The 5,159-nt window shown below is 67.0% G+C and carries 5 protein-coding genes, 1 pseudogene and 1 riboswitch; of the genes and pseudogenes, 2 read left to right on the top strand and 4 right to left on the bottom strand.

The window, feature by feature from the left end; genetic code table 11:
* A pseudogene (locus DBR34_RS10080) lies at window positions 1-372 on the bottom strand (type 1 glutamine amidotransferase domain-containing protein); the annotation flags it as partial.
* Window positions 373-479: 107 nt separating this feature from the next.
* Between DBR34_RS10080 and DBR34_RS10075 the strand changes: the two are divergent.
* The gene (locus DBR34_RS10075) at window positions 480-1,037 is read left to right on the top strand and encodes a DUF3228 family protein (RefSeq protein ID WP_128096689.1); all 558 of its coding nucleotides are present in this window, start codon (window positions 480-482) and stop codon (window positions 1,035-1,037) included.
* Between the two features lie 94 nt (window positions 1,038-1,131).
* Here DBR34_RS10075 and DBR34_RS10070 read toward each other — a convergent pair whose 3' ends face one another.
* A complete protein-coding gene (locus DBR34_RS10070) occupies window positions 1,132-1,641 on the bottom strand; it encodes a hypothetical protein (protein WP_128096688.1) in 510 nt (169 codons plus the stop codon).
* On the bottom strand, window positions 1,638-2,111 hold the full coding sequence (ybaK, locus tag DBR34_RS10065) for a Cys-tRNA(Pro) deacylase (protein ID WP_128096687.1): 474 nt from the start codon (window positions 2,109-2,111) through the stop codon (window positions 1,638-1,640). The genes DBR34_RS10070 and ybaK overlap by 4 nt, the downstream gene beginning before the upstream one ends.
* A 123-nt stretch (window positions 2,112-2,234) precedes the next feature.
* Between ybaK and DBR34_RS10060 the strand changes: the two genes are divergently transcribed.
* Window positions 2,235-3,344: a hypothetical protein gene (locus DBR34_RS10060; RefSeq protein WP_128096686.1), complete on the top strand. Its 1,110-nt coding sequence runs from the start codon at window positions 2,235-2,237 to the stop codon at window positions 3,342-3,344.
* A 66-nt stretch (window positions 3,345-3,410) separates the two neighbouring features.
* Here the strand turns inward: DBR34_RS10060 and ahcY are convergent, their stop codons facing one another.
* Window positions 3,411-4,856 carry an adenosylhomocysteinase gene (gene ahcY / locus DBR34_RS10055; RefSeq protein WP_128096685.1) on the bottom strand — a complete coding sequence of 482 codons (1,446 nt, stop codon included), beginning with the start codon at window positions 4,854-4,856 and terminating at the stop codon, window positions 3,411-3,413.
* Between the two features lie 80 nt (window positions 4,857-4,936).
* Window positions 4,937-5,023: riboswitch (S-adenosyl-L-homocysteine riboswitch) on the bottom strand.
* Window positions 5,024-5,159: the final 136 nt, after the last annotated feature.

Genomic DNA, 5,159 nt, shown 5'->3' with positions numbered 1-5,159 from the left:
CACCAACACGCCGGCGTACGCCTGCGGCTGCAGTGCGGCGGTAGGCAGGGTGGCGGCGAGCTTCGCCACCGCCTGCGGATCGGCCAGCAGTGCGGCATTGAAGGTCTCGGCGGGGTTGTACTTGTCGGCCTGCACCGCGCCGCCAGCGGGGCTGGCCACGTCGATCTCGAAGCCGTTCTGGCGGAGGATCAGCCAGGCCTGCGCGAACTCGTCCATCTCGAACCCGGGCCGGGTCTTGCCCTGGTCGCGTCCTTCACCGCTGACCACCAGCAGTACGCGCGCAGGGGTAGGGGGGGCGGCCGTCGACGCGTTGCCGGCCAGGGGCAGGGTGGCCGCAAGCACAAGCAGCCAGCGTGGGAAATTCAGGGTCATGGTGCGCGCTCCTTCAAGGGGTGGGCGCAGTCTGGGCAGGCGATGTGAAACGGATTTCAAATGCCGGGCCGGTTACCCTGTGCGCCTGTTTTCCCGCTGCGTGCCCCATGTCCATCGTCCTCACCGACTTCGCCCGTCCCCGCCTGTTCCCGCGCATCCCACGCGGCAACACCATCCAGGACTGCACCGCCGAACAGTTCCAGGCACACCTCAACGCGCATGCACCGTTCAAGGTGCTCGACGGCTACGCGCCGTTCTGCAAATTGTTCGTGTACGAGAACTGGACCAGCACGCGTTGCCTGACCGTGCCGATCACCGACGCCAACCGCCACCAGCTGCACAGCGCGTACGAAGCACGCAAGCGCAACGAACTGCCGGTGCTGGTGCGCTGGTTCGAGGGTGTGGAATCGCCGCGCGCGAACTACCTGGTGGTGATCCTCTACAGCGCCGAACAGCTGGCAAAGGAGGGCTCGCCGATCGACGCCGACTGGGGCATCGTCGGCTGCATCTACACCGCCGAGCCGGACGAAGTGCCGATGGCGCCGATCACGATGATGCGCAACGCGTTGGGCGTGGACGAGGGCGGATCGGGCGTGCCGCTGGACCGTGACGCCTATGCGCGTGCGGTGGCGTTCTGGGAGAGCAATGCCAACTGGCGGCCGTAACCGGATGACCCCGTAGAGCCATGCCATGCGTGGCTGCACCGCTCCCGGCATCGCGGCAGCCACGCATGGCGTGGCTCTACCCCCAGGGACACGATCAGGGTTGCGGTAGTGGGCTCCACTCCCACCAGGGCGCGTGATACTCCCGATCAGTGCAGCGCCACCCGCGTCCGCAGACGGTGCAGGTGGCGTCCTGCGTATCGCCCCAGCCACCTTCGGCGACGCCCGTGGCGATGGGCATCACATGGCCGCTGGCGATCTCGCGCCCAGGCTCGTAATGCATCCAGTGCGGATACAGCTGGCACAGGCAGCCACTGCGATCACGCCAGTGGCGCAGTTTGCGCAGCACGACGTCCAGTTCGTAGTGCTCGCGGATCCACTTCGGGTCGGTCGTGTAGCGTGCGCGAGCCGCCTCCACATACGGGAGCTGCAACGCCAGGTCATCCAGCAGGGCCGCCTCGCGGGTAAGGGCGATGGTGGCCGCTGCGGTGCGCAGCAGGCCGTAGTCGCTACTGCCCAGCGCCCGCAGCAGGGCGGTGCCGGGGCGGCCTTCCTGCAGCGGCGGCAGGGGCGTGCCGAACAGACGCTCGAACAGGCTGCCGATCATCGCAACTTGCCGATCGGTGCGTAGGTGCCGCCGGTGAGCTGCAGCAGGTCGGCTGGCGACAGGGCCACTTCCAGCCCGCGCCGACCCGCGCTCACATGCACCACCGGCAGCGCCTGCGCGGTGACATCCAGGAAGGTGCGGTGCCGCTTCTTCTGCCCCAGTGGACTGATGCCGCCGACCAGATAGCCGGTGGCGCGCTGCGCCTGCTCCACGTCGGCCATCTCGCACTTCTTGCAGCCGGCGGCCTCGGCCAGCGCCTTCAGGTCGAGCGTGCCGCTGACCGGCACGATCGCCACCAGCAGTTCGTGCTTCTCGGTGCTGGCCAGCAGGGTTTTGAACACCTGCGCCGGGTCCAGCCCGAGCTGCTGCACGGCTTCGCCACCGTAGGAGGCGGCCTCGGGATCGTGGTGGTAGGACAGCACGCTATGGGCGATGCCGTGCTTCTTGAGCAGGTTGATGGCCGGGGTCATGGGGGCATCGTAGCGTGGTGCGCGCGTCTTGCCTTGACCGAGACGACTGCTGGCCGGCCTTGACCGGGTGTGCGCAGCCGATCAGCATCTGGACGCTCGATGAAACAGCCGCAAGGATGCGCCGTGCCCCACCGCAAACCGTTCCCGCCCTTCGTCCGCGTTCCCTTGACCGATGTGCTGCGTGCGCAGCTTTGGCAGTCGCTGCGTAGCCGGTTGCCGCACCTGCTGGCCCACCTGTACGGGGTGTCGATGATGCTGGGGATTGCGGCGCTCACCACGTGGATGACATGGAACGAATGGGCGCAATCGCCGGCCATCGCCTGGCTGTGCGGGGGATTGGCACTGGGCACACTGCTGGTCGCGTTTGTAATGGCGCGCTACATGGGAAGGAAGATCGCGCCCTTGGTCGTCGCGCTCCGGCGCGGCGAGGCCTGGGGCATGGCGTGCCCGGCGACCGCCCTTGGCCCGTTCTGGAACGCGAAGGAAGGCTGCAGCATCGCACTGGCGGGTGTCGCTCTGGCGTCACCGCTGGTGATGGTGTTGCCGGCCCGGTTCCGCCGGTTGAACGACACATTCATCACCGCGCTGGTGATGTACCCGCGCGCGACGCCGCTGCAGGTGTACGTGGAACGCGGTACGCCGGATCTTCTGCTGGGCGTGCAGCAGGCCGATGAGCCGGCACCGTCGATTCAATGCACCCCGTTGGAGCGCTGGCCGCTGCCGGCGGTCGCGTTCACGACGGGGCAGATCCTCGGCGCGGGCATTGCGGGCAGCCTGGCGATGGCGGCCACCCTGGCGCTGACGGTCCTGGAGCGCGGCTCGCCTGCCGGTGGACTGTTCTTCGCCCTCCTCGCCGCTGTTGGCGCGGGCTGGGCCGTCTTCCGGGCGTGGCGTCCGGTGGTCATGGCATGCAAGCGCCGCGGCGCACGTCCTGAACTGCACATCGTGGAAGGGCGCGCGCAGGCCATGATGGAGATCGTGCAGTTGTGGACCCAATCGCGTGCGCACCGGCATGTGCGGCACGAACGTTGGGTGTTGCTGGGCAATCACTGGCACCTGTTGGATACCGCCCTTACCCGTGCGCCGGCGCCCGATGCACTGCCCCCGTTGCCGGCGGCGCTGGACCGGGTGCGCCTGGAGTATGCGCAGTGGGGCAGGGAGCGCCGGCTGGCGCGGGCCGTTGACGACCAGGGGCGCTGGATCGGCGGCGAACTGCGGCCGCCACAAGGCTGAGCAGAAACAAGAACGGGCGCCCGAAGGCGCCCGTTCCATCTCAACGCAACAGGATCGGCAGGCCGATCAGTAGCGGTAATGATCCGGCTTGAACGGACCTTCCACCGGCACGCCGATGTAGTCGGCCTGTTCCTGGGTGAGGGTGGTCAGCTTCACGCCGATCTTCTCCAGGTGCAGGCGGGCCACTTCTTCGTCCAGGTGCTTGGGCAGCAGGTACACCTTGTTCTCGTAGCTGTCCTTGTTGGCCCACAGGTCGATCTGGGCCAGGGTCTGGTTGGCGAACGAGTTGGACATCACGAAGCTCGGGTGGCCGGTGGCGCAGCCCAGGTTGACCAGGCGGCCTTCGGCCAGCAGGAAGATCGCATTGCCGTTGGGGAAGATGTACTTGTCCACCTGCGGCTTGATGTTCACGTGCTGCACGCCCGGGAAGCCCACCAGCGCATCGACCTGGATCTCGTTGTCGAAGTGGCCGATGTTGCAGACGATGGCCTGGTCCTTCATCGCGCTCAGGTGCTCGATGCGGATGATGTCCTTGTTGCCGGTGGTGGTGACGTACAGGTCGGCACGGCCCAGGGTGGATTCGATGGTGTTGACCTCGAAGCCTTCCATCGCCGCCTGCAGGGCGCAGATCGGGTCGATCTCGGTGACCACCACGCGCGCGCCGTAGGCACGCAGCGAAGCGGCGCAGCCCTTGCCCACGTCGCCGTAGCCGCAGACCACGGCAACCTTGCCGGCCAGCATCACGTCCATTGCGCGCTTCAGGCCGTCGGCCAGCGACTCGCGGCAGCCGTACAGGTTGTCGAACTTGCTCTTGGTGACCGAGTCGTTGACGTTGATCGCCGGGATCAGCAGGGTGCCGGCCTGGGCCAGCTGGTACAGGCGGTGCACGCCGGTGGTGGTCTCTTCGGAGACGCCCTTCCAGTCCTTGACCACGCGGGCCCAGTAGCCCGGACGCTCCTTGGCCACGCGCTTGAGCAGGTCCTTGATGACCTGTTCTTCGTGCGAGGCGGCCTTTTCGTTGACCCAGTCGCTGCCGTTTTCGAGCTCATAGCCCTTGTGGATCAGCAGGGTCACGTCGCCGCCGTCGTCCACCACCAGCTCCGGGCCGGTCAGGGTGCCGTCGGGCAGGGTGAAGGTCAGCGCGTCCAGCGTGCAGTCCCAGTATTCCTCCAGCGACTCGCCCTTCCAGGCGAACACCGGAGTGCCGGACTTGGCGATCGCGGCAGCGGCGTGGTCCTGGGTCGAGAAGATGTTGCAGGACGCCCAGCGCACGTCGGCGCCGATGTCCTTCAGGGTCTCGATCAGCACCGCGGTCTGGATGGTCATGTGCAGCGAACCGGTCACGCGCACGCCCTTCAGCGGCAGGGTGGCGGCGTGCTTGCGGCGGATCGACATCAGGCCCGGCATTTCATGCTCGGCGATGTCCAGTTCCTTGCGACCCCAGTCGGCAAGGGAGATATCGGCAACCTTGTAATCGCCTTCGGTGGAGAAGGTCTTGGCAACAGCATTCATTCGTAAGCTCCGGTAGTGACGCGCCATGCTCGTCAGACGCGATGTCGGCAATCCGACACCCGCATGACAACAAGACTCGTAATCGCCGGGCGCCGTTGGAACAAACCTGGCCACCGAGCCTGGCCGGCCGGACAGGGTCCGGAACGGTCGCAGCGCCCCTCGGTGGAGGGGCGCCCATTATATCGCGGCCGGTTGCGTTGGCATGAATCGGCCGCGGCCCCAACCATCGGCAGGGGGGCGAACGGCGCCCGGCTGTTAAGGTCCAAGGTTTGCATCAGCACAGGGATCGAACATGACACGCAA

This window comes from Stenotrophomonas sp. HMWF003 (genome assembly GCF_003061285.1).
In the GTDB taxonomy this organism is placed as follows: domain Bacteria; phylum Pseudomonadota; class Gammaproteobacteria; order Xanthomonadales; family Xanthomonadaceae; genus Stenotrophomonas; species Stenotrophomonas maltophilia_AP.
Note: the sequence above shows the minus strand (reverse complement) of the source record. Positions and strands in the feature narration are given on the sequence as shown.

Coding starts and splice junctions, on each gene's coding strand:
- DBR34_RS10075 (WP_128096689.1), top strand. CDS start 480: ATGTCCATCGTCCTCACCGACTTCGCCCGTCCCCGCCTGTTCCCGCGC.
- DBR34_RS10070 (WP_128096688.1), bottom strand. CDS start 1,641: ATGATCGGCAGCCTGTTCGAGCGTCTGTTCGGCACGCCCCTGCCGCCG.
- ybaK (WP_128096687.1), bottom strand. CDS start 2,111: ATGACCCCGGCCATCAACCTGCTCAAGAAGCACGGCATCGCCCATAGC.
- ahcY (WP_128096685.1), bottom strand. CDS start 4,856: ATGAATGCTGTTGCCAAGACCTTCTCCACCGAAGGCGATTACAAGGTT.